Genomic DNA, 25,921 nt, shown 5'->3' with positions numbered 1-25,921 from the left:
ATGAGGGGAATGCTGCTCGCGTCCGCTTGCGCGGTCGCGCTTTTTACCAGCCCTGCTGTCGCGCAAGCGCAGGATGCGGCCGATGGCGATGCCCAGTCGCGTGAACCGGCGGACGAGGTCATCGTCACCGCGACCCGCCGCGCCGAGCGCATCCAGGACGTGCCGCTCAGCATCTCGGCGTTTCAGCAGGAAGAGCTGACCGAGAAGGGCATCGTCGGGTTCGAGGGCATCGCCCGCGAAACGCCCGGCGTGGTGCTCAACCGTCCCACACAGAACTTCAACAATTTCACCGCACGCGGCATTGCCACCAATGGCTACAACGCCAATCTGCAAAGCTCGGTCGCGGTCTATATCGACGAGCTACCGGTCTCGACGATCGGCAACACGACGGTGGTCGATCCGACGTTGTTCGACGTCGAGCGGGTCGAGTTCCTGCGTGGGCCGCAGGGCACCCTGTTCGGATCGGGTTCGCTGTCGGGTGCGATGCGCATTCTGACCAAGAGCCCAAATCTCAGCTCGTTCGACGCGGCGGGGCAGGTCGATCTCGCGCTGACGGGCAAGGACAGCTTTCGCCAGCGCTACAATGTCATGGTCAACGTACCGCTGGTCACGGACACGCTCGGCATCCGCGCGGTCGGCTTCTACCGGAATGAGGACGGCTATCTCGACAATGTCGGGACCGGCATCGAGAATTCGAATAAACTGATCAACTGGGGCGGCCGCGTCATTGCGCTGTGGAAGCCGACCGACCGGCTGTCGATCAAGCTGCTCGCCAGTTACGAGGACAGCGATCCCAAGGACAGCTCGCTCACCAGCCCCAATCTGGGCCGCGAGAAGCGCCGCTCGAACGTGCCCGATCGCTTCACCGGCAAGCAGACGATCTTCAACGCGACGCTCGATTATGAATTCGATTTCGCGCGGCTGACCAGCTCGACCACCTATTCCGACTTCGACCAGAAATTCTACGTCGACCTCGCCGGCACGTTCAACCAGGCGATCGCCTTCGGCCTCGACGCCGACGCCTATGACAAGGTGTGGGTACAGGAAACGCGGCTGGTTTCGCAGCTCGAAGGACCGCTGCAGTTCACGCTCGGCGGCTTCTACCTGCATCGCCGCCGCGACGTGGATTATTTTTATCGCTCCTCGCCGCAATTCCTGGCGGCGCGCGGCTTCACCGGCCTGCCCGACCAATACTACCAGAAGCTCTACACCTATCAGAACAGCGAGGAACTGGCGGGATTCGGCGAGCTGTCCTATAAATTCTCCGACCGTTTCTGGCTGACCGGCGGCATGCGCTATGGGCGGCTCTCGGCGCAGGGCTTCACCGAAGCCGGCGGCTATCTGGCGCTGACCGTGCCGACCACCACCCCGGCCTTCTGCGCCAACGCCAACTATCTCGTCGCGGCGCTGAGCGGCTGCGCGGGATCGGTGTTCCGCATTGACAATCCCTATGCCGCGGTCACCGGAGTCAAGGCGACCGGCTCCAAGCCGTCGTGGAAAGCCAGCGCGACGTTCAAGCCGAGCGACGCGATCACCACCTACGCCACTTTCTCGACCGGCTTCCGCGCCCCGATCGTTAATGCTCGCGCAGGTGCGCCCAGCCTGACCAACCCGAACGACATCATCATCCCCTATGGCGCGACGTCGGACGATCTGAAAAGCTATGAGCTCGGCGCCAAGGCACGTTTCCTCGACGGACGGGTGACGATCAACGCCGCCGCCTATCTGATCGACTGGAGCAACATCCAAGCGCAGGCCAACCGCCAGTCGGACCAGGTGCAGTTCGCCACCAATATTGGCGCGGCGCGCAGCAAGGGGTTCGAGCTGGAGATGGGCGTAATCCCGGCCAGGGACGTGTTCCTGGGCCTGAATGTCGCCTATAACGATGCCAAGATCACCAAGCTGTCCGCGACCGAAGCCGCGATTTCGGGCGCGGTGCTGGGCCATCGCCTGTCCGCACCGCGGCTGCAGGGATCGGCCTATCTCACCTACGGCTTCGATTTGGGCGAGAGCACGCGTGCGACCATGGCCGTGAACGCGCAATATGTCGGCGGTTTCAACAGCTCCTTCCCGAACACGCCGGGCAACCCGAACGTGCGCCTGGCGACGTTCGGGGAGACGGACGAATATGTGAACGTGAACCTGAACTTCGGCGTCAAGCATCGCAAGCTGTCGGCGCAGCTCTATGTCGAGAATCTGTTCGACGACCACTCCATCGTCTACATCCATCCCGAGGCGTTCTTCGCCAGCCGTTTTGGCACGCTGCGGCCGCGCACCGTGGGCATCCGCCTCGGCTATGGACTCTGATCGATGACGGCCGCATCCACGGCGGCGGGGGCAGTCGAGGCGAAGCCGGCACGGGCCGGCTTTGTCCTCGCCATGCTCACCTTCGTCTATGTCCTCAATTTCCTCGACCGGCAGCTGATCGGGATCCTCGCCAAGCCGATCCAGGATTCGCTCCGCGTCACCGACGGGCAGCTCGGGCTGATCGGGGGGCTCTATTTCGCGATGTTCTATTGCTTCATCGCGATCCCGGTGGGCTGGTTCGCGGATCGCACGAGCCGCGTGGGTGTGCTTTCGCTGGCCTGCGCGATCTGGAGCGGGGCGACGGTCGCCTGCGGCATGGCTGCCACCTACACGCAGCTCGTCGTCGCGCGCATGGCGGTCGGGTTCGGCGAGGCGGGCGGCGTGCCGCCCTCCTATGCGATCATCACCGACAGCTATCCGCCAGGCAAGCGCGCCGCCGCGCTCGGCATCTTCAATCTCGGTCCGGCGATCGGCGCGGCGATCGGCGTCGCATTCGGGGCGGCGGTGGCGGAGCGCTTCGGCTGGCGGATGCCCTTCATCATCGTCGGCGCGGTCGGCGTCGTTGCCGCGCTGCTCGTCTGGCTGCTGATCCGCGAGCCGCGGCGCGGTGCGATGGACGGCGCGGCCGCCGCCGGCGCCTCGGGCAAGGCGCCGTTCTGGCCCACAGTGGGCATGTTCCTGTCCAATCCCGTGCTGATGCTCGCGGCGCTGGGCAGCGGCGCGACTCAGTTCGTGACCTATGGCCTCGGCAATTTCGCGGTGCTGTTTCTGATGCGCGAGAAGGGCATGGCGCTGGGCGACGTCGCGATCTGGTACGCGCTGGTGCTGGTACTCGGCATGGGCGGCGGCATGGTGTTGTCGGGGCGAGTCATCGATCGCATGACGCGGCGTTCGCGCGCCGGCTATGCCGTCGCGCCAGCGCTGTCGCTGGCCATCGCCATGCCCTTCTATCTCGGCTTCCTGTGGGCGCCTGGATGGGCGTTGTCGCTGGCGCTGCTCGCGGTGGTGATGGCGTTCAACTATTTCTACCTCTCGGCGTCGGTCGCGCTGGTCCAGGAGGAGGTGAAGCCCAGCCAGCGCGTGCTGTCCGGCGCCCTGCTGCTGCTCATCATGAACTTCATCGGCCTCGGCCTCGGCCCGACCTGGGTCGGGTTCGCGAGCGACTGGCTCAGGGCACAGGGCGATACCCACAGCCTCCAGTCCGCGCTCTACACGCTGACGCCCTTCTACCTGATCGCGATCGCGCTCTTCCTCTGGCTCGCGCGCCTATTGCGCCGCGATGCCGTCACCTTGCAGGAATCCGCATGAAACAGCTTCGCATCGCGGCGCTGGTCGCCGCGCTCGTCGCCGGCGTGCCGGCGCTCGCCCAGTCGCCGACCGTGAGCGCGCCCGCCGGTACGCTGGAGGGCGCTCTGCAGGACGGCGTCCGCGTCTTCCGGGGGATCCCCTATGCGCAGCCGCCCGTCGGACCGATGCGGTGGAAGCCGCCGGCGGCGCTGCCGGACTGGCAGCGGGTGCGCAAGGCGGCCGCGTTCGGCCCGGCCTGCGTCCAGCCACGGTCGGGCGGCACCAGCATCTATACCAACCCGCCCGAGCGGATGAGCGAGGACTGCCTGACGCTCAACGTCTGGGCGCCGCAGGCGGCGGCCAGGCTGCCGGTGATCGTGTGGATCCACGGCGGCGCGCTGGTCAATGGTTACAGTCACGAGCCGATGTATGACGGTGCGCGCATGGCGCAGCGCGGCGGGGTGATCCTCGTCTCGATCAACTACCGGCTCGGCATCCTCGGCTATCTCGCGCATCCTGAACTTAGCGCGGAATCCGGTGAGGGCGTCTCGGGCAATTACGGGCTTCGCGACCAGATCGCGGCGTTGCAATGGGTCAGGCGCAACATCGCGGCGTTCGGCGGCGATCCGGGCAACGTCACCATCGCCGGGGAGTCGGCGGGGGCGCTCAGCGTCATGTATCTGATGGCCTCGCCGGTGGCGCGCGGCCTGTTCCACAAGGCGATCGCGCAGAGCGCCTATATGATCACCGCGCCGGAGCTGAAGCAGGGCCGTTTCGGCCTTCCCTCGGCCGAAGCGGCGGGAGTGCAGGCGACGGCGGCGCTCGGTGCCGCGAACCTTGCGGCCCTGCGCGCGGCCGATGCCGGGCAGCTCACCCGCGATGCGGCCGCGAAGGGCTATGGCCCCTGGGGCACGGTCGACGGCAAGCTGCTGACTCGCCAGCTGGTCGAGACCTGGGACCGCGGCGAGCAGGCCCCGGTGCCGCTGCTGGCAGGCTTCAACCAGGGCGAGATTCGCTCGCTGCGCATCCTGCTGCCGCCCGCGCCGGCGAATGCCGAGGCCTATGAGACGCTGATCCGCGCACGCTACGGCGATCTCGCGACGGCATTCCTGCAGCTCTATCCGGCGCGCGACGTCGGCGAGTCGATGCTCGCGGCGACGCGCGACGCGCTCTATGGCTGGACCTCGACGCGGCTCGCGATCGGGCAGACCGCGATTGGGCAGCCCGCCTATCTCTATCTGTTCGACCATGGCTATCCCGCCGCGGACGAGAGTGGCCTGCACGCCTTCCACGCGGCCGAGATTCCCTATGTCTTCGGCATGGCGGCCAATGTGCCGCCCTATTGGCCGAAGATCCCGGACGGCGTCGCCGATCGCCGGCTGTCGGTGGCGATGCTGCAATATTGGACCTCGTTCGCGCGAAGCGGAACGCCCAGCGCCGAGGGACAGCCTGGTTGGAAGCCTTACGGGCGGGATGCCAACTACATGAAGTTTGCAAAGGAACCCCGGCCCGGCACGCGCCTCTATCCCGGCATGTTCGCCCTGCATGAGGCCGCGGTGTGCCGCCGGCGGGCCGCGGGCCAGCCGTGGAACTGGAATACCGGGGTCATCTCGCCCGTGCTCGCGAAGACGGCGGGGTGCCGATGATCGACGGGAGCATGCAGGACTATCCGCTCACGCTCGACAAGTTTCTGCTTCACGCCGCCAAATGGCATCCGCGCGCGCAGGTCGTGACCGGGCAGGCGGGCAGGGTGGACCGGATCGGCTATGCCGAGCTCGCCGATCGCGCGCGCGGCGTGTCGGGCGTTCTTGCCGGGCTCGGCGTCCGGGCAGGCGATCGTGTGGCGACGCTCGCCTGGAACAGCCAGGCGCATGTCGAGACGTGGTATGCGATCATGGGCATGGGGGCGGTGTGCCACACGCTCAATCCGCGCCTCACCGCCGCGCAGCTCGCGGCGATGGCGGTGCAGTCAGAAGCGAGGCTGCTGGTGGTGAGCGCGGACCTGCTCGCCCTCGCGCTGCAGATCGCCGAACGGGCGGGGGGGATTGCGCGGATCCTGTTGATCGACGGCGAGTTGCCGAGCGATCTTCCGGCGGGCACGCCGCCCGTGACGCTGCTCGAGCCGCTGATCGCCGGCGCTTCTCGCGCGGTGCCGTGGGGCGAGTTTCCCGAGACCGCGCCCTCGGGTCTGTGCTTCACCTCGGGCACGACCGGCGCACCCAAGGGCGTCACCTATACGCACCGCTCGAGCTTCCTCCACACCTTGCGCGTCCTCCAGGCCGACGTGATGGCGATCTCGGCCATGGACGCGGTGCTGACGGTGGTGCCGATGTTCCACGCCAATGCCTGGGGGCTGCCCTTCGCCGTCCCTGCGGCGGGCGGCAAGCTGGTCCTGCCCGGACGGCACACGGACGGCGCGAGCCTCGCGCGGCTGATCGCGGCGGAAGAGGTCACCGTGGGGGTCGGCGTGCCGACCGTCTGGCTCGGCGTGGCGGAGCAGCTCGAGGCGAGCGGCGAGACGCTGCCGAGCCTCGAGCGCGTCATCGTCGGCGGTTCGCCGCTCGCGCCGGCGCTGATGGCGCGGATCGAGGAGCGGCTCGGCGTCGCCGTCCAGACGAGCTGGGGCATGACCGAGCTCTCGCCATCGGGCACGGTCGCGCGTCCGCGCGATCCGGCGCGGCGGGCGATCGTCTCCGGGCGGCCGGCGATCGGCGTCGACTTGCTGATCACCGATGCCGAGGGTCATGCGCTACCCGAGCAACGCGAGACCGAGGGGCATTTGCGCGTGCGCGGCGCCGCGGTGATCGACCGCTATTTCGGGCAGAGCCAGCCGGCCACCGACGCCGAGGGCTGGTTCGCCACCGGCGATCTCGCGCGCATCGACAAGGACGGCAACCTCATCATCACCGGGCGCGCCAAGGACCTCATCAAGTCGGGCGGCGAGTGGATCAATCCGGCCGAGATCGAGGCCGTGGTGGGCTCGCTGCCCGAAGTCTCGCTGGCGGCGGTGATCGGGCGCGCCGATCCCAAATGGGGCGAGCGCCCGCTGCTTCTAGTCGAGATGCGCGACGACGCGTTCAGCGACGATCAGCTGCTCGAGCCGCTGCGCGGCCGGGTCGCGCCCTGGTGGATCCCTGACGCGGTGATACGGCTCGACGCGATGCCGCTCGCACCGACGGGCAAGATCGACAAGATTCGCTTGCGGGCACAGTATGGAAACGCTTGAGCATCGGATCGGCCCGGCGCAGTCCGTCCGGATGGCGCCGGAGAATACAGAGGAATATCGTCAAGTGCCCGATCGACCCACTACCCGGCGACGCACCACCAAGGCGGAGCAGCGCGCCGAGACGATGGAGCAGATTCTTGACGAGGCCGAGCTGCAATTCTCCAAGCATGGGCTGCACGGCGTCACGCTCAAGGACGTCGCGAAGCGCGTCGGCGTGCATCACACGCTCCTCAACTACTATTTCGCGGACAAGAAGGCGCTGTTCGACGCGGTGTTCGCCCGCCGCGCGGTCATCACCAGCGAGCGACGGATGCGCGCGCTCGACGACTATGACGCCGCGACCGGCGGCAAGCCGACGGTCGAAGGAGCGCTCCACGCATTCCTCGACACCGACCTCGACCTCTATATCGAGGGCGGCGACGGCTGGAAGAATTACGGCGCGCTCGGCGCGCTCGTCGCGAACACGCCCGAATGGGGCGCCGAGCTCATGGACGAGCATTTCGATCCGGTCGTGCTGCGGCTGATCGAGCTGCTCAAGAAGGCGCTGCCGCACTGTGCCGAGGCCGACATCTTCTGGGGCTATCACTTCGTGACGGGCGCCCTGATGGTCACGCTCGCGCGCACCGGCCGGATCGACAAGCTGTCGGGAGGGCTGTGTGCGTCCGACGACTTTGCCGCGGTCAAGGCGCGCATGGCGTCGTTCATGGCAGCGGGGTTCCATCAGATCTGCGGGACGCCGGGCTGACCGCCTGCGCTCGCAACGGCGTGGCCAAGATATTCACTCACCAGAGAGTTAATTAGGGAGAAGCTTGATGTTGCTCGACGGCCGGATTGCGATCGTGACAGGTGCCGGCGGCGGCCTGGGCCGTGCGCATGCGCTTTATCTGGCGAGCCAGGGGGCGAAGATCGTGGTCAACGATCTTGCCTTGGCATCTGCCGAGCGGGTCGCCGGCGAGATTCGTGCGTGCGGCGGCGATGCGATCGCGATCGCGGGTTCGGTGAGCGACGAGCGTGCGATGGCCGACATGGCCGCCAACGCCCGGGAGACCTGGGGGCGCGTCGACATCCTGGTCAACAACGCCGGCATCCTGCGCGACAAGAGCTTCGCCAAGATGAGCATCGACGATTTTCGAGCGGTGGTGGACGTGCACCTGATCGGCGCCGCGATCTGCAGCAAGGCGGTGTGGGAGATCATGCGCGAGCAGCGCTTCGGCCGGATCGTGATGACCACCTCGTCCTCGGGCCTGTGGGGCAATTTCGGGCAGGCCAATTACGGTGCCGCGAAGATGGCGCTGGTTGGGCTCATGCAGACGCTGGCGATCGAAGGCGAGAAATACGGCATCCGGGTCAACTGCCTCGCGCCGACCGCGGCGACGCAGATGACCCACGGCGTCCTGTCCGAGGCGAGCCTCGCCGCACTCGATCCGTCGCTGGTCAGCCCGGCCTTGCTGCCCCTGGTCAGCGACGATGCGCCGAGCCGCGCCATCCTTTGCGCCGGTGCCGGGCATTTCGCCGCGTCGCGCATCACCTTGAGCCAAGGCCTGTATTTGGGCGCGGGCGACCACGTTGGCCCGGCATTAGTCGCTCGCTGGGATAAAGTTGTCGATCCGGAGGGCGAACTCGCACCGAGCTATGGCTTCACCCAAGCAGAGCGCGAACTGGCGAGCGCTGGTATGATCGACCCGATAGTGGTGAATATGCGCGACAGCGATGGGGCTACGACGTTGCGCGCCCTATAGCGGTCTTTCGACCTGCCCACCGGCGATCCCGAAGGCGCCATTGTTCAGGCGATGGTCTGGCGGCAGCATTTGAGTGGGAAGCGGACGTCGGCAAACATCAGCCGTTACAGCCAACGGAAAACTCAACCGTCACCGTTCCATTGCGTTTTTCTGTTTTGGCTCGTTCCCCTTCAAGTATCGCCATGGCCGGTGGTGACTCCGCCGTAGTGGCAATCGCAAGCCGGGATGCGGGAACATGAAGATTCGTCAGATACCTTCGAAAAGTGTGTTCACGCGCTAGAAGGAGTTTGGTCGAAGACCGGGTTGGGCGCTGTTCGTAGAACACGATCAGCAGATTACGGTCCTCATATCCCCGACGAACGTCGCGAGCGAGCAGCTTGAGCGTTTCGCGGCCTTCCTTTGAAAGCTGTGCGGTCTTGCCGACAAATTCGACTTCCCACGGCCCATTGTCGCAAGCTGCTGCCGGAGCAGCCATCAAAACAAGAACGGCAACCATTTCATGCCTTTGGAGCTCCTCTCGCTGCTCGCTCTCCATGCCATCTTCGCCGAGAAAGAGGTAGTCCGGGCCGCCTACGCATTCCTTGGCTCACAATCGAAGGCCGACTAGCAACCCCGTATGCAGCGGGGAATGCCCCTGGCGCGAGCATTGAGTATCCCATCAGTCGAAAATCGCCGGCGTCTGCTGCACGCTTCGCCTCAAGAACTGGATTGCCAACTTGGCTAATTGCGAGCTCAGACGACCGCCTGTCACTTTCCTCGCGTTCAAGCTGGCACGACCAGACTTCGCCAGGTGTTGAAGCGGGGTTCCGATCGATGGCCGCGCAGCGGGATGCTGCATCAATGGCCGAGCCCGCGCGCGCGGGCTCGGCTCGATAAGACGTGGAATGCACCGCGAGAGGTGAGATTGCGACGACGCCTGCGATCCACGCTCTGCGGTTGTGCTTCATAATGTCGGTTTAGAGGATCAAACTAACACCCTCTGGATGTCCGCTAGCGGGGCGTTAGCCGCCGTTCGGGTGGGCTGGCGACGAAACGGCAGCAATCCATCCCTACCACCCGAAAGCGGACTGACCGCCGACGGCCCAATAGCCGCCTGACCGCTATGCGCCCGCATATCGGTCGTTCAACCCGTCTTCCGCCGATCCCAAGAGCCGACCTTAGGTCAGGGCGATTTGGCGGCCGCTAATAGAGGCATTAGCTGCGGAGGACGCCAATTGATGCCGCGCACGCATTCGCACACGTCATGAGCGGCAGATTTGCGCGGCGATCCAGCGAGATATGCTGGAGGTCCTCGAACCCTGTCCCCACCGCTTCCTTGCCACCGGTCCTACGGGCGGGATCCTCTTTCCGGCCTATGAAATGCTATATTAGTCACATCATCAAGTTTGGATGCGAGACCTGTATGCTTTCGGTGTCCTTGGCGTCTGAGCGCGGGATAAGGCCTCGCATGGGGCGGCGCGATGCTGGAATCGCCGATGCTTCGCAATTGACAAATAGCTAAATTAGCAACATTAACGCAGCAACTGGCAGGACCACCTGCCGCGATTGGGGAGGCTTGAATGGCGATGAGCCGCGTAGTTGCGTTGGGTGTGCTGGGGGTGGCGCTGAGTTCAACGTCAACGCTGTGCTATGCGCAGACCGCTCCACAGGCTGGCGAATCCACGGCGCCGGCCGAGGGGGGAGGTGCTGAGCAGGAGGTGATCGTCACCGGGATCCGCGAGAGCTTGGCCCAGAGTATCGACATCAAGCGCAATTCCGACCAGATCATCGATTCGATCGTCGCCGAGGACATCGGTAAGCTTCCCGATCGCAACGTTGCTGAATCGCTGTCGCGCGTGTCGGGTGTGCAGGTCGAGCAAGGGATCGACGAGGCCAAGGAGATCTCGATCCGCGGTCTTCGCCAGAACCGGCTCGAGTTCAACGGCCGGACGCTGGTCAGTCCCTATGGCCGCGGCGCTGATGGTCCGGATGAAGGCGCGTACAGTGTGCTGACGCTGATCCCGTCCGAGCTGGTCGGCCGGATGGACGTGACCAAGTCGCCCGCGGCGTCGAACATCGAGGGGTCGATCGGCGGCACGGTCAACATCATGACGCGCCGTCCTTCGGCGAGCCGGCCGTTCTTCTTCGGCGCCTCGATCGAGGGCGTGTACAAGGACAAGTCGGGGAAGCTCTCGGGCCGCGGCACCGCGTTGATCTCCAAATCGCTGTTCGACGGCACGCTCGGCGTGTCGCTGGGCATCAACTATCAGCGGCTCAATATCCGCACCGATTCGTTCGACAGCGCCTCGGGCTTCCGGCCGTTCGACAGCCGCTTCAACAACAATCCCGCCGGCATCCCGCTCGATCCGAACGGCGATGGATCGCCGGTCCACTGGATCAACGATTTGCGTTTCCAGGTGCTCGAGGAAGAGCGCGAGAAGCTGGGCCTCGTGGCGAGCGTCAACTGGACGCCGTCGTCGCGCTTCCGCGGCTATTTCGACTTCCTCTACGCGCGCGCCAACACCGAACGTGAGCGCAACTGGCTGTCGATCCCCCTGTCGCCGACCGGCAGCGCCTATACGCAGCTCACGGTCGACGAGAACGAGAACCTGATCGCCGGCACCTTCCGCGCCACCAACGTGCAGGGGAATGGCGAGGTTATTCAGCTTCCCACCAACATCTATTCGGGCGCGATTGGCGGAAGCTGGGATGTGACCGACCGGCTGACCCTCTCGGGCGAGTTCGCCTATTCCAAGGCACAGCAGGACTATACTCAGTCCTATCTGAGCACCAAGACGCGCACCCAGCAGGTCGTCGCCTTCGACTTCCGCGATGCGCTGGTGCCGGCGGTGACCTTTCCCAACGGACTCGACCTTACCAACCCGGCGAACTTCGTGTTCAACACCTCATTCGACAATTTCTTCGACTATGCGTCGAAGGAAGTGTCGGGGAAGCTCGACCTTGTCCAGGAGCTGGACGGCTTCGTGCGCAACGTGAAGCTGGGCGTGCGCTACAACCGGGTGAATTCCGATAGGGGCACCTATCGCAATCAGGTGGTCTTCTCGGGCACGTCGGCGCCGGTGACCAACTTCCCGGGCAACTGGCGCGTCGCGGAATATCCCGATTTCCTCGATGGCGTGGAGGGGAATTTCCCGCGCGCCTACATGATCGGCGTTCCGCTCGGCACATCGGATTATGTATGCGAGGCGATCGTCCCGACATGTGCGCCCGAGGAATTCGATCCGACTTCGTCCTACCGGCTCGTCGAGACCACTTACGCCGCCTACGGCCAGGCGGACTTCCGTTCGTCGCTGTTCGGAATCCCCTTCTCGGGCAATGTCGGCGTTCGTTATGTGCGCAACAAGGTCGATGCATTCGGCTGGGCCGGCGTCCGTTACGACCTGGATACGGTACGGCCCAACAACCAATTCGTGCGCTATGACGACTGGCTGCCGAGCGTCTCGCTGAGGTTCGAGGTCGCGCCGAGGATGTTGTTCCGCCTTGGCGCGGCGCGCAGCATGGCGCGCGCCGACACCACCGACCTGACGCCGTCCTTCTCGGTTGTGGAATCCTCGGGCGTCGCCACGGTCGGCAATCCCGCGCTCGAGCCGTTCCGCGTCAACTCACTCGACGCCTCGCTCGAATTCTATCCGACCAAGGGTGCGATCTATTCGCTCGCGCTGTTCTACAAGGACGTCGAGACGTTTCTCTACCGGCGCGTCTTCTTCGAGGAGATTCCTGGCTTCACACCGGACCCGGCGAACAATCCCGACGGCCTGTTCGCGGTCACGCGAACGGTCAATGGGCAGGGCGGCAAGATCAAGGGTTTCGAAGCTCAGATGAGCCAGCCGCTGAGCTTCCTGCCGGACCCGCTCGACGGGTTCGGAGTCAATGCCACCTTTACCTATGTCGACAGCAGCACCGGCATTCTCGACGTGCGCACCGGCGAAGACCTGCCGCTTCAGGGGCTATCGAAGTACAATGTCAACTTGGTCGGTTATTACGAGAAGGGACCGATCGGGGTGCGCCTCGCCTGGAACTGGCGGAGCAAGTATCTCTCCAGCATCTCGTCTGGCGGCAGTGGGAGCTATTATCGCCCCTATGATAGCCTGTCGGCGTCGATGAACTTCGACCTCAACGAGAATGTGAAATTCTATCTCGAGGCGACCAACCTCACCAACACGCCGAACCGCCGCTACAGCGTGTTCGAGGAAGCGACGCAGACCTACCGGCTCAGCGGGCGGACCTTCACCGCCGGCGTCCGCGTGCGTTTCGGCAAGTAAAGTCTCTCTACCGCGGCGCTTCGTGGCGCCGCGGCGTTCTTCCGAGGATTGCAAGTGATGCTGCGTACTCTGGGTCTGTTGGCGGCGGGCGTGGCCGCGGTGTCGATGTTTCACGCCTTTACACCGCTCCAGGCGAGCCCCCGCCTGGATGCCGCCCAGGAAGCGCCGCCGCTAGGTGAGTTCGAGCTCGAATTCGTCGTGCTCTATCGCGAGACCGATCCCAAGATGGCGTTGCGTCCGGCAGGGATTCCCCGGACGCCTTACAATGTCGCCACCTGGCTGGCGCAGGATCCGGCGCGTGCCGATCTGACCGAGGTCAAGCGCGCCGCCGCCACGCAGGGCGACGGTTTCGACGACCGCATCCTCAACGCGTCGGCGGAGGCGCGGACAGCAAACTATTTCAACAGCGGAGAACAAGCCCGCCTCAAGCCCAGCAGTGTCACACGGACTACGAAGGGCTGGACGTTGGCCTTCCCGGAAGATCCGCGCTTCACGCTTGAGGCGGAGCTGGTCACCTCGGACAAGCCCTATCCGCTGATCCGCTACCGGCTGAAGGCGAAGAAGCCGGGCTATTTCTCAGTGGGGTATGTCGGCGCGCCGGCGCATGACGCGGCCGCGGCCGACGAAATATGGCAGTCGCTGATCTGGCAGGAGCGCCGGATGCCGGCGAACAGCTATCTGACGCTTGCCTATCAGGCGACCCTGCCGACCGCGCTCGTGCGCAAGGGCGACCGAGTCTATGGCGCGCTCGCCGCAGCGGAGGAGTTCCCCTTCCAGCCACTACCGCTCGCCGACAACAGCCGCTTCGGCATCGCGGTGCGCGGCGAGGACGGGCGCGCCCAGCCGACGATCTTCGCGCCAGTGCTGGGCGGGGCGGGATCGCAGCTCAAGCCCGGCGAGACGACCAGCTTCAGCTTCTACGCCATCGCCGAGCGCGCGAGCGACATCACCCAAACCTATGAGAAGCTGGCACGTTCAGTCTACGGCTTCCGCGACTATCGCCGCAATTCGATCGCCTCGCTCAACACCGCGTTCGACAATATCGTCGATTATTCGCTCACCGAATATGCCAATTGGATCGCCGAGCTGAAGGGGCCATCCTATTCGACCGACGTGCCCGGCGCGGTGAAGAATGTTAGCAGTCTCAATCCGCTCGAACTGGCGCTGGTTGCGGACCGCCCGGAGCTGTTCGAGGGGCGCGCGGCGCCGGTGATCGAGTATCAGCTCTCGCGCGAGAAATTCCTGTTCAGCCTCGATCCCAAGCAGAAGATCCAGGATCCCTCGCGCGCACTGAAGGGCCCAGCAGCGCCGCTCTCCGAGCTCACCGCGCTCTATAACATCTTCGGTCGCGCCAACCCGCTGTTCCTCGATCTCGCGCGCGAAGCCTATGGCCAGACGCGGGTGCGCAACCTCGATGTGGCCGAGCAGGGGGACCGGTGGCAGAACGCGCTCAGCCTCTATCTTGCCACCGACGAGAAGCGCTATCTCGATGCCGCGACCGCCGGCGCCGACGCCTACCTTAAGGAGCGCGTCGGTACGCTTTCCAAATCGTTCGACGGGTCGGCGCAGTTCTTCTGGACCGGCTTCGTGCCGGACTTCATCAATCTCTACCGGCTGTACGAGGTAACGAGGGAGCGGCGCTATCTCGAGGCCGCACACATCGCCGCGCGCCGCTACACCATGTTCACCTGGATGGCGCCGCGGATCCCCGACGAGAACGTCATGGTCAATCCTGGCGGCAAGGCGCCGGTCTATTGGTACCTCAAGTCCAAGGGGTCCAAGCCGATGACGGCGCCCGAGGAGCAGGTGCCTGCCTGGCGCTTGTCCGAGATCGGCCTTACGCCCGAATCCTCGGGCACGGCGAGCGGGCATCGCGGCATCTTCATGGCCAATTATGCGCCGTGGATGCTGCGCATCGGCGCCGAGACCGGTGATGCCTTCCTGCAGCAAGTGGCCAAGGCGGCGACGATCGGGCGCTACCGCAGCTTTCCCGGCTATCACATCAATACCGCGCGCACGAACATCTACGAGCGCGCCGACTATCCGCTGCATCGCCATGAGGAGCTGAGCGTCAACTCGTTCCACTACAACCACATCTGGCCGATGGCGACGATGCTGCTCGATTATCTGGTGAGCGATGCGCATGTCCGCTCGCGGGGGCAGATCGATTTCCCGGCCGAGTATATCGAAGGCTATGCCTATCTGCAGAACGGCTTCTACGGGCACCGCCCGGGTCGTTTCTATGGCGACGAAGGCGTGCAGCTGTGGATGCCCAAGGGGCTGGTCCGTGCGGATTCGGTCGAGCTCAACTATGTCGCGGGCTATCGTGACGACACGCTCTACCTCGCCTTCGCCAACCAGTCGCAACAGCCGGTTCGCAGCCGCATCACACTCGATCCCGCGCGGGTATCCGCAGGGGACAGGGTGGTGAAGCTCTCACCCGAGGGCGAGACAGCATCGAACGGAGGCGGTTTCGAGGTCGTGGTTCCCGCGGGCGGGATCACCGCACTGAAGATCGAGGATGCGCAGCCCAAGGTCGCCTTTCAGAAAAAGCTGCTCACCAAGGCCGGGCGGATCCCCAACGATCATGTCGCGCTGCCCGCATGCGAGGCGCGCGGTGCGTTGCTCGGCTTCGGCGGTCTCGGCCGGCGGGCATTCGTCTATTGCCGCGACGACGACAGCAAGGTGCGCAGCGTCACGCTGTCCTACCGCGATGCCGGCGGCGAGCGCCGGCAGCTGACCGACACGGCCTATCCGTTCGAGTTTACGGTCGAAGGGCTGGGCAACGAGGGTTTCGACTTCGAGCTTTCGGCCGAAGGCGCTGACGGCAGCCGCGAGGCGAGCCGCGGCGTGCTGGGGCGCTAGGCAGCATCGGTACCGATTGAGGCTAGGGAGACTATCCTCCCGAAGGTGAGGTGTCAGTCCGGGAATGCGTGGGCTGACGGAGGGGGCGGATCAGGATGGGTGCCAGGGCGAGCCCAAAGTCCGTCGCCTCAGATCGCTTCGGCGTAGCGCCAGAAATCTTCGCCCGGCGCCACACCCAGTCCAGCGCCCCCAGGAAGGCTGTAGGCTCCCGCCTCGCACGCCAGCGTGCCGTCGAGCAGCGTGGCGTTCCGGTCGAAGATCGAATGCTGATATTCGTGCATCGGCAGGTCGAGGATCGCCGCCGAGGCCTGGAGGCTGGCGGCGAGGAAGATGCCGGCGCCGATCGTCGCATGCGGGATCGTCGGGATGTGGTGCGCGCCTGCCAGCTGGGCGATGCGCATGAACTGCGTGATTCCGGTATGTCCCATCTCGGGCTGGACAATCGCGACCGCGCCGGCGGTGAGCCGGGGCTCGGCATCATAGACGGTCCGCCACTCCTCGCCCGCAGCGATCGGCGTTGTGACCGAACGCGCGACATGGGCGAGCCCCGCCACGTCTTCAGTCTTCAGCGGCGCTTCGGCGAAGGCGAGGTCATGACGTTCGAGCCGACGGATCAGCTGGGCGGCGTCACCGCGGCTGTGCATCCAGTGGAAATCGACCATCAGCCGCACCTCAGGGCCCAACGCCTCACGCAGCGCGCCGAGCTCGCGGTCGAGCCCGTCCCAGCTCACCGCCGCGGCGATCTTGAACGCAGTGAAACCCTTGTCGGCGAAGTCCTTCGCCAGCGCCACGCGCTCGTCGAGCGTCGCACGCGGGAGTCCGGAGACATAGGCCGGGATCGCCTGGCGCCGCTCGCCGCCGAGCAGCTTGCGGATCGGAAGGCCCGTGATCTGGCCGCAAATGTCCCACAGCGCGATATCCATCGCGGCCACCGCGTCGAGATAGAAGCCCCCGCCATAACCACGCACGCGCAGGATGTCGTAAAGGTCCTCCCACAGCACCGCGACGTCGAACGGGTCGCGGCCGGTGACGATCGGCGCGATCAGGTCGTCCATGAGGGTACCGATCACCTGCGGCGCAGTAAGGCCATAGGTCTCGCCCCAGCCCACCACGCCGTCGCGCGTGGTGACGCGGACAACGACCGAACGGTCCTGCGTGGGATAGATCGTGCGGTTGGACTTGCGCACGAAATAGCCACGCGCGTTAACTTGCTCGCCCGCGCCGAGCGGCCCGAGATAGGGCGTATCGCGCGGAATCGTGACGACGAAGGCTTCGATGCGTTCGATCCGGTCGTCCATCTGTGTCTTCCTCGGTCAGCCGGCGCGACGTTGGGCGATCGCCTCGACGGGCGTCAACAGGTCCGCGAGGCTTTCGAGCAGCTCGTCGAGCTCGCGCAAATCGTGCTTGTCGAGCGCCGGCCCCGGCGCACGGACGAACGCGCTCGCGATCAGCCCGCGGCGGCGGAGCACTTCCTTGGTCAACCGCCAGCGGTAGATCGCCTGCATGTTGAGCAGCGGCAGCGTGCGCTCGAACAGCCAGCGCACACGCGCCCAGTCGCTAGCCCGGTGCGCCGTGACAAGCTGGACATGGAGATCAGCGATCTCGACTGCGGGCATGGTGCCGATTGCGCCCCGCGCGAGTTCGTCGGTGATGTAGCGGCCGCCGGCCCCGCCGAACATGCCGTCGAGCAGGCCATCGCCCTGTTCGCGCAGCGCGGTGATGCGCTGGCCGCACGGGACGGTCTCCTCCTTCACATAGCGGATGCCCCGCGCCGCGCGGACGATGTCGAGCACCGCGGGGGGGGAGAGGCCGAGGCCCATCGGCATGGGCGCGTTCTGAAGCATGATCGGTACGTCGGCAGCGGCGGAAAGGCGGCGATAGAAGCCGGCAAGGCCGTCCATGTCGTCGGCATAGCGGCCGGGCGTCACCACCATCGCCGCACTGGCCCCGGCGCGCGCGGCAGCGACGATTATCGCCTCGCTCTCCTCATCGCTCTTGCCGCCGCCGCCGCACACGAAGGCGGCGCGACCCGCGACGCGCTCGCCAATGAGCGCAATCAGATGGAGACGCTCATCGAGCGTCAAATGGTCGTATTCGCTGGCCAGGCCCGGGTAGACGACGCCATCGACTCCGCAGCCGACCGCCCACTCGGTAACGGCGCAGATGCCGGCTTCGTCGATCGCCCCCTGGTCGGTGAAGATGGTCGGAAGGACCGGAAAGGCGCCGTTGATCGTCGACATGTTCATCCCCTCGTCACGCGCACCGTAGAAGCGCTGGGGTGTCCAACCACAACATTGCTAATTTAGCAATCAAAATGTTTCAGTAGTCGTAACAGTCGCCCTGATCATTCGGCGATCTTGGCGGCTGCGGCTCGCAGCGCGGCGACGATCTCGGAGGTCGCTTCCTCGGGTATCCAGCCCGACATGCCGATCGCGGCGAAGGCGGGGTTGGAGACGCCGATCGCGATGGTATGCCGGTCCTGGTTCTCTCCCACGCGGACGCGCGCGTAGCCCTGTGTGCGCGTTTCGCGCAGGACGTTCAGCAGGTCGTTCACACCGCCCGAATAGCCTGGGACATCCTCGCCTTCATAGAGCTCGATCACGTGCGCATCGTCGAACTCGGCGAGCAGCGCCACACCGATCCCGTTCTCGCTCGCGGGGAGCAGGCCAATGCGGCCGAGTGCCTGAGCGGTCTCCATCCCTGGCGGGGCGTGGAAGAGATAGCTCACATCATGGTTCCACAGCACGCCCATCGCGATGGTCAGCCCGAAGCGGCGCAGTTCCTCGAGCGCCGGCATCGCGTTCTGTACGAAGCGTGACGCGAACAGGCTCTGCGCGGCGAGGACATGCATGCCGGGACCGGCGGTGTATTTGCGGTTCGCGGTCTGCCGCGCGATGCCGAGATAGGCCAGCGTCTTGAGCAGCCGGTTGACCCGCGTTGGGTTGAAGCCCAGCTTGCGCGCGAGTTCGCGATTGCCGACCGGCTCCGGTGAGACGGCAAGTGCCTGAAGCGTCGCGATGCCGTCGATCAGGCTCTGGTTCGGTTGGGCGTTGGGCTTGGGCCGCACTGCAGGCATTCCTCTGATGGTCGCTCGTTCGACACGACATGATCCATGCGCCTGCCAAGCGCAATTGACTATGACAGGTCCGGATTGACTTGTCGCTAAATACGCAACATTTAGGCGGAAGTTCTGGCTCAGGTATCGGTATGTGTGCGGGGGAGGTTGCGTGGCGAGTGGGCGTTTTATCACGGGCGACTGGGGCTCCAGTTTCATGCGTCTACACCTGTGTGAGGACGGCGTGCCCGCGCGCGTGCTCGAGACGGCGAACGGTCCGGGCATCAAATTCTGTGACGATCCCGAAGCTGTCTTTTTTGACGTTGCTGGCCCGTGGCTCGAGCGCGAAGGCCCGCTGCCGGTTGTGCTCGCGGGGATGGTGGGTTCGAATGTCGGCTGGATCGATTGCCCTTATGCGCCGTGCCCCGCGAACCTCGACGATCTCATGGCCGTGATGACCCGGTTCGAGGCGCGCGGCGTTCAGATCGCGATCGTTCCCGGCATTTCCTGCACCAACATCTTCGGCTTGCCGGACGTGATGCGCGGTGAGGAGGCGCAGGTCTTCGGTTGGTTGGGGGGCGCTTCTGGTCAGGAGCGCCGGACGCTGTGCCTCCCCGGCACCCACGCTAAGTGGTGCAGCGTTGTCGGTGATCGAGTCACGCGCTTCTTCACCAGCATGACCGGCGAGATGTTCGAGATCCTGGTCGCGCACAGCCTGGTCGGGCGCGGCATGGCGCAAGCCGCGCCGGGCAGTGTGATCGCGGCGGGCGATCCCGCCTTCGTTCGAGGTGTCGAGACGGCAGTGTCTGACGCGCGGCTCGCGTTCGAGCATGCAGTGTTCTCGGCGCGCAGCCTGCTCGTCACCGGCGCACTGTTGCCCGACGCCGCGCGGCCCTATCTTTCCGGTCTGCTGATCGGTTGCGAAGTGCGCGATGCTGTCACCGCGCTGGCGGCGGCGGGCGAGGCGGTGGATCATGTCACGCTGATCGGTGCCCCGGCACTCTCGCCGCTTTATGCGGCCGTGCTCGACCGGCTCGGGATCGCCCATGCGATGGCCGACGCCCACGCCTCCAGCCTGGCCGGCCTCGCCGCGCTCGCCGGGCATGCGCAACGGGTGCCGGCGTGACCGCGAGCGTCATGCCGCGCGCGAATGTGCGCTGGGCGATCCTCGCGCTGCTCTTCTTCTCGACCGTCCTCAACTATGTCGATCGCCAGACGCTCTCGATCTTGGCGACCACGATCCAGGCCGAGCTGGGGATCGACGATGTCGGCTACGCGCATGTCGTCCAGCTTTTCCTGATCGCGTATACGCTCGCCTATTTCGTCGTCGGCTGGATCACCGACCGGCTCGGCTCGAAGCTCGCGCTGGCGCTGTTCGTCGGTTGGTGGTCGATCGCCAATATGGTGACCGGGCTAGTCCACAGCGTCGGGCAGCTCGGCGCGGCCCGCTTTGCGCTCGGCCTTGGGGAAGCGGGCAACTATGTCGCCGCTCCCAAGGCGGTTTCCGAACATTATGCGCCGCACGAACGCGGGTTCGCGGTCGGCGTCTACACCGCCGGGGCAATGGTGGGTGCGACGATCGCGCCGCCGCTAATCGGCTGGCTGGCGCTCAGCTATGGCTGGCGCGCGGCGTTCGTGGCGACGGGCGCGCTGGGGTTCGCATGGATGGCCGCGTGGCTCGCACTGCGCCACGGTCGCCCGAGCGAGATAGCCACCGGCGTGGCGGCCGAGAAGCCGTCCCTCGGCGCAATTCTTACCGACAAGTCAGTATGGGGCCTTGCCCTAGCCCGGACGATCACCGATCCGGTGTGGTATTTCTACCTGTTCTGGTTCCCCAAATATCTGGGTGATGCGCGCGGGCTCTCGCTCGCCGCGATCGCTGCCACCGCGTGGCTCGTGTACCTCGCGGCGGATATCGGCAGCGTTGGCGGGGGGCTGCTCTCGGGCCGGTTCGTGCGACGCGGCACAGCGCCGATCGCCTCCCGCCTTCGAGTGATGGCGATGGGCGCTTGCCTGGCGCCGCTCAGTGCGCTGATCGCGTTCCAGCCCTCGTTGCCAATTACCTATGCGCTCGCCGCGCTGGTTGCGCTGTCGCACATGATGTTCCTCGGCAACCTCACGACGCTAGCGGTGGATCGCTTTCCGCAGGCACGCGTGGCGACGATCTTCGGCCTGATCGCAGCGGGTAGCGGCATCGGCGGGATCATCTCGACCCAGCTGGTGGGCGCCTTCGCGGCGACGCGCGACTATGGCACCGTCTTCCTGGTGATGGCGACGCTCCACCCGATCGGCTGGCTGATTGCATGGCTCACGGCGGGCAAACCAGTGGAAGCGCATCAATGATCGGTCCGCACCGCAATCACCGCGCGCGGCTACGCGAGTTCATCTGGCGCGGCCACCGCTGTGTCAGCTTGGAGAATGCCACGCTCCGCGCAGTTTTCGTGATCGACAAGGGCTGCGACCTTATCGAGCTGACCCATAAGCCCAGCGATACCGAAACGCTGCACCAAGCGCCCGCCGGGTTGGCGCCGCTCGGAACCATGGCGTCGTCGTCGCTGCCGGTTGGCGCCTTCCGCGACCAGTTCCCGGGTGGCTGGTATGTCATGCTGCCCAACGGCCCGGGTCCGTGCGAGCATCGTGGTGCCAGCTACGGCCAGCATGGCGAAGCGACCTTCCTGCCTTGGGACTATGCCATTGAGCGCGACGGTCCGGCGGGCGTGGCGATCCGCGCCTGGACGCGGCTCCGGCGGACGCCACTGGTGATCGAGCGTCACATCGCGCTTGATGAGGTGGGCGCCACGCTGGTCATCGACGAAGCGGTCACGAGCGAGGCGGCGCATCCGTTCGAACTGCTATGGGGTCATCATCCGACCTTCGGCATGCCGCTGATCGAGGCGGGCAGCAAGGTAGACCTTCCCGCCTGCATCGCCATCACCGCAGAAACGCTGCCTCCTGCGGCGACGCTTCGGCCCGGCGTGCGTGCGGCTTGGCCGATGCTCGCGGATCAGGACCTGTCGGTCGTTCCGGGCGACCGCGATAATGCGCAGGACTTCGTGCGATGCGAAGACCTGGCGAGCGGCTGGCTCGCGGTTCGCAACCCGCGGCGCGGCGCCGGGGTTGCGTTACGCTGGGACGAGGCGCTCTTTCCGCTGCTTGGCTATTGGCGCCTGTTGGGTGGCGGCGACGACTATCCCTGGTATGGCGCGCGGACGATGCTGGCACTCGAGCCCTGCTGCGACTTGCCGTCCGTGGCCGATGCGGTCGCGCGCGGTACGGCAGTCAGGCTTGCACCCGGCGAACGCAGGCAAACACGGATCGAAGCGACGCTGTTCACGGCGGATGCGCGGCCCATAAGCAGCGTCGCATGGGGCGGCGCGCTCAGTTGGGAGGACGCCGATGCGGCTTGAGGGTGAGATTGCGGTGGTGACCGGCGCCGCCGGTGGCATTGGCGCGGCGGTATGCGAGCGGTTTGCCGCTGCCGGTGCGCGGGTCGTCGCGCTTGATCTCATCGCGCCGACGATCGGCGATGTCGGGTTGGCATGTGATCTCGCGGACGACGCCGCTGTGACGGCAGCGGCGGACGCGGTGCGCAGCAAGTTCGGTGCGCCGACGATCGCCGTCCATGCCGCGGCGGCGACCGAGTTTGCTGGAACGCTGCAATCGTCATCCGGGGCGTTCCTGCGCGTCTATGATGTCAATGTCGGCGGCGCGCTTCGCCTGGTGCAGGCGTTCGCGCCGGATATGCAGAGGGCGGGGAGAGGGGTGTTCACGTTCGTCTCGTCGATCAACGCGCGGATGGGAGCCCCTGGGCTCGCCGCCTATGCCGCTTCCAAGGGGGCGCTCGAAACCTTTCTCAAGACCTTCGCGCTTGAAGTCGCTGAAAGCGGCATTCGAGCGAACGGTGTGGCGCCGGCGTCGGTTGATACCACGATGTTGCGCGCCTCGTTCGACCGCGCGCCCGATCCGGCCGCGGCGCGCGCGGCGAATGTGCGCCGGCACCCGCTCGGCCGGCTGGGCACTGCCGACGAGGTGGCCGATCTCATCCTCTTCCTTTCGTCCGACGCCGCGGCCTGGATCACCGGCACCGTAGTTGGGATCGATGGCGGGGCGGGAATCACCCGGCGGTGATGCGATGACAGTATCGTTCGACCAGGCAAGCAGGCGACTGCCGTTGATCCCGATCCTGCGGGGAATCACGCCGGATGCGGTGATCGAAGTCGGGGCCGTGCTGCTCGACGCCGGCTTCACGATGATCGAGGTGCCGCTGAATTCGCCGGAATCCTTTGCAAGCATCACCGCGCTCGCCGACGCATTCGGCGATCGCGCGGTGATCGGCGCCGGGACGGTAGTGGACATAGCCTCGGTCGAGCGCGCCGCGGGTGCGGGCGCTATGCTGATCCTCGCGCCCAACACGAACCCCAATGTGATCGCACACGGCGCGGCGTTGGGTCTCGCGGTGATGCCGGGGGTCGCCACCGCCAGCGAAGCCTTTGCCGCGATCGACGGCGGCGCAGCCGCGCTCAAGCTGTTTCCTGCGGGCCCGCTCGGCGCGGCGACGCTGGCTGCATGGCGCGCCGTGCTGCCCCGAGGCATGCCCGTCTATGCTGTCGGCGGCATCTCGGAGGAAGATTATCGGGCCTTTGTCGAGGCAGGGGCGAGCGGCTTCGGCATCGGCACCGCGCTCTACCGCCCAGGCCAGTCGGTACCCGAAACCGGCGAGCGCGCCCGGGCGATTGTCGCAGCCTGGCAGGCGGTCGGTCAGCCGCCGCAATGATCGGCCGGCGATCGTTGCTCGCGATCACGGCGGCCGTTCCCGTCGCGGCCGTCGCGCGCGCGCCCTCCTCAGCCAGACCGTCTCCCTTCACGCTGTGGGCGGCAGCGGTCGACCGGCTTGATTATGCGATCGCCGACCAGACGATACGCCTCGCCTTGCGCGCCACCGCGAGTGCGCCAACCGCGCGCATCAGGATCAGCAACGCCTTCGGCAGCGAACCGCTCGAGATTGTCTCGTCATATCTCGGGCATAGGGACTCGGGCGCGACGGTGCGGCGGGGCACGAATCGCGTGCTCGCGTTCGGGGGACGACGTTCGATCTCGATTCCGGCGGGAGCGAGTGTGGTCAGCGATCTGGTCGCGTTTCGGATTGCCGCCGGCGCCGATCTCCTGGCCAGTATCGCGGTGCGCGGAACGCCGTCGGCGGTCACCGGCCATTTGCGCCCGAAGGACTGGTCCTGGCTGTCCGCGTCGGGAGACTTCGGCGCCACTGAGGATGCCGGAGCGTTCCCCACGCGTGTGCCGCACTGGTTCTTCCTCGACGCTCTGGTCGGGGAGGGGACCAACGCGGGAACCGTCGCCTTTCTGGGCGATTCAATCACCGATAGCGGCGCCGAACCACGTGGCGGCTATCAGGGCTGGGTGGATTTCCTCGCGAGGCGTGTGGCGGCGAGATCCGGCGCCTTGCCACTGGGCTTGGCCAATCTCGGCATCTCAGGCAACCGGATCGCTGCGCAGCGCCCAGGCGCGGGCGAGAACGCGCTTGCGCGCTTCGATCGCGATATCGCGGCGCATCCCGGCGTGCACACGCTCGTGTTGTTCGAGGGGATCAACGACATCTACGGCACCCCGATCCGCGCCGAGGCTTTGATTCAGGCACATGCCCAGCTCGCGCTCCGCGCCAAATTGCGCGGGCTGCGCGTGATCGGTGCGACACTGCTGCCCACGCGCCGCCAAGGGTTCACTGCCGAGCGCGAGGGGGTACGCGCCGCGCTCAACCGCTTCATCCGCACGAGCTCGCTTTACGACACGGTGATCGACTTCGACCGGATCGGCGCCGATCCCTCCGATCCGCTGGCCTTGCGTCCAGCTTATGACAGCGGCGACCATTTGCACCCATCTCCGGTCGGGTATCGAGCGATGGCGGATGCCGTGCCGTTGGACCTGCTCTATCCCAAACGCCCGCGCCACTAACGGCGCGGGCGTCCAGATGTTTGACTGATCAGCCCGGATTGCTCGAACTGGGCGGATCAGCCGGATAATTGGTCACATCGACCAGCCGCCGCGTGATGCGGACGGCGCCAGAAACCTTCTTGCGGTAGAAGAGGTAGAGCTTGCCATTGTCATAGGCGCGGTCGAAATTGCTGTCGCCATAATCGCCGCCGTCGAAATCGATCAGCACCGGATAGCTCGCGGCGTCGCTGTCCGAAGCCAGCAACTCCCCACCCTGGGTCCAGTTGAGCATGTCGGGCGAGGTCGCCCAATAGACCCCGGTGGCGCCGACGCGGTAGATCGCGATGTAGTGGCGCGACGGCTTGTGCCACACGACGCTACGGACATAGGTGTTGAACAGCGCCGGCTGCACCACCGCGCAGGGCGAGTTGGTGGTGGTGTAGGGATTGCCCATCACTTGGGTGAACCCCGGCGTGGTGGTGTTGCCGTTCCATGCCCGCCAGCTCGTCTGATCGGCCGGATTGTTGCTGCGGAACAGGCACACGCCCTTGGGCTGGCTCGCGAATCCGGAATTCGTATAGGCGAACATATACCAATAGCCATCGGTGGTGCCGTCCTGGTTCCGGCCGCGGAAGATGTTGGAGGGTGCGCCATAGCCGATCCAGCCGGATTTCGGCGTTTGCAGATCGCCCGGATACTGGACATTGGGATAGATGGCGGTGTGGTTCGGCGCCGCGCCGTTGCGGGTAAAGTTCAGATGCCGGTCCGCGCTCGACACCGGGTTCGCCTTCCAGGTCGCGATCGAGGCGTACCAGCAGCCATTCTTGTCGTCGTCGACGCCCGATGCGTGGCAATTGGGATTGGTGGAACGCGGCGGGCCGCCCCAATGATCCTGGTGCCCATAGGCCCAGGCAGTCGTCCCGTCGAAGTGGAACCCCTGGATCCATGTCTTCTCGTCGAACTTGCTGACATCGCTGTTGTTGACATAGCCGAGCATCACCGGTGTGCAGTCGAGCGCGGCCGTCTTGGGATTGTTGGTGAAGCCAGTCACTGATCCGGTCCATTGATACGCCATCGCCTGCGCGTTCGAGACCGTCATGTGGATGACGTTGAACTGATCCTCGAAAACGCGCACCGGCCCGTCCTGGCGAATCTCCGTCGTTCCGCATTTGTCGACTGCGGAGTCGTGGAAAGTCTCAATTGGCGACCCGCTGGGAATTTGAAGCGTCGGCGC

At 65.8% G+C, this 25,921-nt stretch carries 19 protein-coding genes; 14 read left to right on the top strand and 5 right to left on the bottom strand.

Going from position 1 to position 25,921, the window contains the following annotated elements; translation table 11 throughout:
• The 6 genes from ACO227_RS03495 (at position 1) to ACO227_RS03470 (ending at position 8,559) form a co-directional block, all read left to right on the top strand.
• A complete protein-coding gene (locus ACO227_RS03495) occupies positions 1-2,307 on the top strand; it encodes a TonB-dependent receptor (protein ID WP_423605326.1) in 2,307 nt (768 codons plus the stop codon).
• 3 nt (positions 2,308-2,310) lie between these two features.
• On the top strand, positions 2,311-3,615 hold the full coding sequence (locus ACO227_RS03490; RefSeq protein ID WP_423605324.1) for a spinster family MFS transporter: 1,305 nt from the start codon (positions 2,311-2,313) through the stop codon (positions 3,613-3,615).
• Positions 3,612-5,240 carry a carboxylesterase/lipase family protein gene (locus tag ACO227_RS03485; RefSeq protein ID WP_423605322.1) on the top strand — a complete coding sequence of 543 codons (1,629 nt, stop codon included), beginning with the start codon at positions 3,612-3,614 and terminating at the stop codon, positions 5,238-5,240. The genes ACO227_RS03490 and ACO227_RS03485 overlap by 4 nt, the downstream gene beginning before the upstream one ends.
• Positions 5,237-6,820, top strand: a complete 1,584-nt coding sequence (locus tag ACO227_RS03480) for an AMP-binding protein (protein ID WP_423605320.1) — start codon at positions 5,237-5,239, stop codon at positions 6,818-6,820. The genes ACO227_RS03485 and ACO227_RS03480 overlap by 4 nt, the downstream gene beginning before the upstream one ends.
• Positions 6,821-6,884: 64 nt before the next feature.
• Positions 6,885-7,565 (top strand): TetR/AcrR family transcriptional regulator, encoded by a 681-nt coding sequence (locus ACO227_RS03475; protein ID WP_423605319.1) that lies wholly within the window; start codon positions 6,885-6,887, stop codon positions 7,563-7,565.
• A gap of 67 nt (positions 7,566-7,632) precedes the next feature.
• The gene (locus ACO227_RS03470; RefSeq protein WP_423605317.1) at positions 7,633-8,559 is read left to right on the top strand and encodes an SDR family NAD(P)-dependent oxidoreductase; all 927 of its coding nucleotides are present in this window, start codon (positions 7,633-7,635) and stop codon (positions 8,557-8,559) included.
• Positions 8,560-8,656: 97 nt separating this feature from the next.
• Here ACO227_RS03470 and ACO227_RS03465 read toward each other — a convergent pair whose 3' ends face one another.
• Positions 8,657-9,094, bottom strand: a complete 438-nt coding sequence (locus tag ACO227_RS03465; RefSeq protein WP_423605316.1) for a hypothetical protein — start codon at positions 9,092-9,094, stop codon at positions 8,657-8,659.
• Positions 9,095-10,124: 1,030 nt separating this feature from the next.
• Between ACO227_RS03465 and ACO227_RS03460 the strand changes: the two genes are divergently transcribed.
• Both ACO227_RS03460 and ACO227_RS03455 read left to right on the top strand, forming a co-directional pair.
• Positions 10,125-12,821 carry a TonB-dependent receptor gene (locus ACO227_RS03460; protein WP_423605315.1) on the top strand — a complete coding sequence of 899 codons (2,697 nt, stop codon included), beginning with the start codon at positions 10,125-10,127 and terminating at the stop codon, positions 12,819-12,821.
• Between the two features lie 57 nt (positions 12,822-12,878).
• On the top strand, positions 12,879-15,686 hold the full coding sequence (locus ACO227_RS03455; protein ID WP_423605313.1) for a hypothetical protein: 2,808 nt from the start codon (positions 12,879-12,881) through the stop codon (positions 15,684-15,686).
• Positions 15,687-15,814: 128 nt separating this feature from the next.
• Here ACO227_RS03455 and ACO227_RS03450 read toward each other — a convergent pair whose 3' ends face one another.
• From ACO227_RS03450 to ACO227_RS03440, 3 genes are all read right to left on the bottom strand, one after another.
• A complete protein-coding gene (locus tag ACO227_RS03450; RefSeq protein WP_423605311.1) occupies positions 15,815-16,984 on the bottom strand; it encodes a mandelate racemase/muconate lactonizing enzyme family protein in 1,170 nt (389 codons plus the stop codon).
• A gap of 15 nt (positions 16,985-16,999) precedes the next feature.
• The gene (locus ACO227_RS03445) at positions 17,000-17,926 is read right to left on the bottom strand and encodes a dihydrodipicolinate synthase family protein (RefSeq protein WP_423605309.1); all 927 of its coding nucleotides are present in this window, start codon (positions 17,924-17,926) and stop codon (positions 17,000-17,002) included.
• A gap of 104 nt (positions 17,927-18,030) precedes the next feature.
• Positions 18,031-18,762 carry an IclR family transcriptional regulator gene (locus ACO227_RS03440; RefSeq protein ID WP_423605307.1) on the bottom strand — a complete coding sequence of 244 codons (732 nt, stop codon included), beginning with the start codon at positions 18,760-18,762 and terminating at the stop codon, positions 18,031-18,033.
• Positions 18,763-18,913: 151 nt separating this feature from the next.
• Between ACO227_RS03440 and ACO227_RS03435 the strand changes: the two genes are divergently transcribed.
• From ACO227_RS03435 to ACO227_RS03410, 6 genes are read left to right on the top strand one after another with little or no spacing between them, the layout of a single operon-like run.
• Positions 18,914-19,867, top strand: coding sequence for a 2-dehydro-3-deoxygalactonokinase (locus ACO227_RS03435; protein WP_423605305.1), 954 nt, complete (start codon positions 18,914-18,916; stop codon positions 19,865-19,867).
• Positions 19,864-21,084, top strand: coding sequence for an MFS transporter (locus ACO227_RS03430; RefSeq protein ID WP_423605303.1), 1,221 nt, complete (start codon positions 19,864-19,866; stop codon positions 21,082-21,084). Before ACO227_RS03435 ends, ACO227_RS03430 begins: the two co-directional genes overlap by 4 nt.
• On the top strand, positions 21,081-22,148 hold the full coding sequence (locus ACO227_RS03425; protein WP_423605301.1) for a DUF4432 family protein: 1,068 nt from the start codon (positions 21,081-21,083) through the stop codon (positions 22,146-22,148). Before ACO227_RS03430 ends, ACO227_RS03425 begins: the two co-directional genes overlap by 4 nt.
• A gap of 16 nt (positions 22,149-22,164) precedes the next feature.
• A complete protein-coding gene (locus ACO227_RS03420; protein ID WP_423605300.1) occupies positions 22,165-22,869 on the top strand; it encodes an SDR family NAD(P)-dependent oxidoreductase in 705 nt (234 codons plus the stop codon).
• A 43-nt stretch (positions 22,870-22,912) separates the two neighbouring features.
• Entirely contained in the window at positions 22,913-23,515 is a 603-nt protein-coding gene (locus ACO227_RS03415) for a 2-dehydro-3-deoxy-6-phosphogalactonate aldolase (protein ID WP_423605298.1), read from the top strand.
• Positions 23,512-24,708, top strand: coding sequence for a GDSL-type esterase/lipase family protein (locus ACO227_RS03410; protein ID WP_423605296.1), 1,197 nt, complete (start codon positions 23,512-23,514; stop codon positions 24,706-24,708). The genes ACO227_RS03415 and ACO227_RS03410 overlap by 4 nt, the downstream gene beginning before the upstream one ends.
• A 28-nt stretch (positions 24,709-24,736) precedes the next feature.
• On the opposite strand, the gene ACO227_RS03405 is transcribed toward ACO227_RS03410, so the two are convergent.
• Positions 24,737-25,822 carry a hypothetical protein gene (locus ACO227_RS03405; protein WP_423605294.1) on the bottom strand — a complete coding sequence of 362 codons (1,086 nt, stop codon included), beginning with the start codon at positions 25,820-25,822 and terminating at the stop codon, positions 24,737-24,739.
• Positions 25,823-25,921 lie beyond the last annotated feature (99 nt).

Source organism: Sphingomonas sp. MS122 (assembly GCF_049532975.1).
Taxonomy (GTDB): Bacteria; Pseudomonadota; Alphaproteobacteria; order Sphingomonadales; family Sphingomonadaceae; genus Sphingomonas.
The sequence above is the reverse complement of the archived record's forward strand: the minus strand, read 5'-3'. Positions and strand labels throughout refer to the sequence as shown.

Excerpts from the sequence above, each read along its gene's own strand:
- ACO227_RS03495 (WP_423605326.1), top strand. The coding sequence starts at position 1 with ATGAGGGGAATGCTGCTCGCGTCCGCTTGCGCGGTCGCGCTTTTTACC.
- ACO227_RS03440 (WP_423605307.1), bottom strand. The coding sequence starts at position 18,762 with ATGCCTGCAGTGCGGCCCAAGCCCAACGCCCAACCGAACCAGAGCCTG.
- ACO227_RS03425 (WP_423605301.1), top strand. The coding sequence starts at position 21,081 with ATGATCGGTCCGCACCGCAATCACCGCGCGCGGCTACGCGAGTTCATC.
- ACO227_RS03490 (WP_423605324.1), top strand. The coding sequence starts at position 2,311 with ATGACGGCCGCATCCACGGCGGCGGGGGCAGTCGAGGCGAAGCCGGCA.
- ACO227_RS03445 (WP_423605309.1), bottom strand. The coding sequence starts at position 17,926 with ATGTCGACGATCAACGGCGCCTTTCCGGTCCTTCCGACCATCTTCACC.
- ACO227_RS03410 (WP_423605296.1), top strand. The coding sequence starts at position 23,512 with ATGATCGGCCGGCGATCGTTGCTCGCGATCACGGCGGCCGTTCCCGTC.
- ACO227_RS03480 (WP_423605320.1), top strand. The coding sequence starts at position 5,237 with ATGATCGACGGGAGCATGCAGGACTATCCGCTCACGCTCGACAAGTTT.
- ACO227_RS03455 (WP_423605313.1), top strand. The coding sequence starts at position 12,879 with ATGCTGCGTACTCTGGGTCTGTTGGCGGCGGGCGTGGCCGCGGTGTCG.
- ACO227_RS03460 (WP_423605315.1), top strand. The coding sequence starts at position 10,125 with ATGAGCCGCGTAGTTGCGTTGGGTGTGCTGGGGGTGGCGCTGAGTTCA.
- ACO227_RS03465 (WP_423605316.1), bottom strand. The coding sequence starts at position 9,094 with ATGGAGAGCGAGCAGCGAGAGGAGCTCCAAAGGCATGAAATGGTTGCC.
- ACO227_RS03470 (WP_423605317.1), top strand. The coding sequence starts at position 7,633 with ATGTTGCTCGACGGCCGGATTGCGATCGTGACAGGTGCCGGCGGCGGC.
- ACO227_RS03485 (WP_423605322.1), top strand. The coding sequence starts at position 3,612 with ATGAAACAGCTTCGCATCGCGGCGCTGGTCGCCGCGCTCGTCGCCGGC.
- ACO227_RS03450 (WP_423605311.1), bottom strand. The coding sequence starts at position 16,984 with ATGGACGACCGGATCGAACGCATCGAAGCCTTCGTCGTCACGATTCCG.